The 1,777-nt window shown below is 75.2% G+C and carries 2 protein-coding genes and 1 pseudogene; all 3 read right to left on the bottom strand.

Translation table 11 applies throughout. The features are described 5' to 3' along the window. The coding region (locus BG452_RS34245) for a glycosyltransferase (RefSeq protein WP_188308247.1) at positions 1-481 on the bottom strand (481 nt) is incomplete at its 3' end. Beyond that, positions 478-1,359, bottom strand: coding sequence for a polysaccharide deacetylase family protein (locus BG452_RS34240; protein WP_188308246.1), 882 nt, complete (start codon positions 1,357-1,359; stop codon positions 478-480). The genes BG452_RS34245 and BG452_RS34240, both read right to left, overlap by 4 nt. After that, positions 1,349-1,777 (bottom strand): annotated as a pseudogene (locus BG452_RS34235) (hypothetical protein); the annotation flags it as partial. The gene BG452_RS34240 and the pseudogene BG452_RS34235, both read right to left, overlap by 11 nt.

The following is a 1,777-nucleotide window of genomic DNA, read 5'->3' as shown; positions in this document are numbered from 1 at the left end:
GGGCCGGCGGGACGCCCCAGGACCGCAGGGTCTGGGAGACCTGCCGGGAGACCGCGACGGTGGTGCTGCCGAGCCGTTCGGCCGCCAGGTAGAGGCCCTTGACGCCTCGGGTGACCGGCCGGCCCTCGATCACCCCGGTGTGCAGCGAGTGCTCGGTGGAGACCACCGCCCGCACCCCGGCGAGCCGCGCGGCCAGCCGGCCGTACAGCTGCGCCCGGTAGAGGTGGGTGTGCACCAGGTCGTAGCGGCCGGCCCGGATCAGCCGGACCAGCCGGGGCAGCGCCCCGAGGTCCCGGTTGCCGCGCATGCCGAGGTGGTGGACGGTCACGCCGTCGGCGCGCAGCGCGTCGGCGACCGTGCCGGGGTTGGTCAGCGCGAGCACCTCGCAGCGCTGGTGCGGCGGCAGGTGGCGCAGCAGCAGCTGGAGTTGACGCTCGGCACCGCCGGAGGCGAGCCCGGTGACGATGTGCAGCACCTTCACGGCCGACGCTCCGCCACTGCCCGCTCGCCTCCGGGGCGGTCCCGACGGCTCCGCTTCAGTTCGGTGACGGCGTCGCGCAGCCGGTGCCGGCCCTTCTTTGCGCGCAGCCGCCAGGCGCCGTCGCGGTCGCCGACGTAGCAGCGGGGCAGGGCGTAACGGCCGGTGAGCGGGGAGTGGGCGATGGCGCAGGCGTAGTCGTACCCGGCGTCGCGCACGGCGGCGGCGGCGGGCAGGTCGACGGCGCCGTACGGGTAGCAGAAGCCGGTGACCGGGCCGCCGACAACCTCCTCCAGCAGGCGCCGGCTCTCCCGGGTCTGCACCGCGAGGGCCTCGGCGGGCAGTCCGGGCAGTGCCTGGTGGCCGAGGCCGTGCGAGCCGATCTCCCAGCCGGCGGAGGCGAGTTCGGTGACCTCCTCGACGGTGAGCAGCTTCTTGCGCGGGCCCTCGGTGTCCCAGCCGTTGTCCTGGCCGAGGAGGTCGGCGACCACGTAGGCGGTGGCGGTGAAGCCGTACGCCTGCAGGATCGGTACGGCGTACCGGGCGAAGTCCGCGTAACCGTCGTCGAAGGTGAGGCCGACCAGCTTGTCGTCCCGCCCGTGGGCGCGGGCCCGCATCAGCTCGCGGACCGAGACGCCGCGCTGTCCGCGCCGGTGCAGCCAGGCGATCTGCTCGGCGAACCGCTCGGGGCTGACGGTGAGCTGGTATGGGTCCTCCTTCTCGACCGCCACCGAGTGGTACATCAGGATCCACGGCGAGGAGGAGCCGGGCAGGGCGGGTTCGCCGACCGGGCGGCGACTCCTGGGCAGTCGTGCCCGGTCGGGCGGGGCGTTGGTGACGCCCGCCTGGGCCGAACGGACGGTTCCCCGTTCACTGTCCATGGGGAAACTTCCCTTCATCGGCGATGGTTGGCTGGAGAGGCCTCCGACGCCCGGTGAGTCCCACGACCCGGGCGGCGGCGAGGACGGGGCCGCGCACTTCGCGGGCACCGAGCCCGGTGCCGAGGGCGGCGAAGACGAGCCCCACGGTGAGGCCCCCGGAGAGGGTCGAGAGCAGCGGATCGGTGACCAGGCTCGCGGCGGCGGCGCCCAGCACGGTGGCCCCGGCGGCGGCGCCTACCAGCCGGCCGTGGCCGCCGAGCACCCGGCGCAGGCGCAGCGGGATGCCGCGCAGCACCAGGCCGTGCAGCAGCAGCGCGGCGGTGGTGGTGATCCCGGTCGCGTTGCCGGCGGCCAGGCCTAGGGCGCCGAAGCGCGGTGTGGCGAGCAGTCCGACGGTGACGGTCACCCCGAGGCCGAG

This window comes from Streptomyces sp. CBMA123, assembly GCF_014596465.1.
GTDB lineage: Bacteria > Actinomycetota > Actinomycetes > Streptomycetales > Streptomycetaceae > Kitasatospora.
Note: the sequence above shows the minus strand (reverse complement) of the source record. Positions and strands in the feature narration are given on the sequence as shown.

Bases quoted from the DNA above. Each gene is read 5' to 3' on its own strand.
- BG452_RS34240 (WP_188308246.1), bottom strand. From the start codon at position 1,359: ATGGACAGTGAACGGGGAACCGTCCGTTCGGCCCAGGCGGGCGTCACC.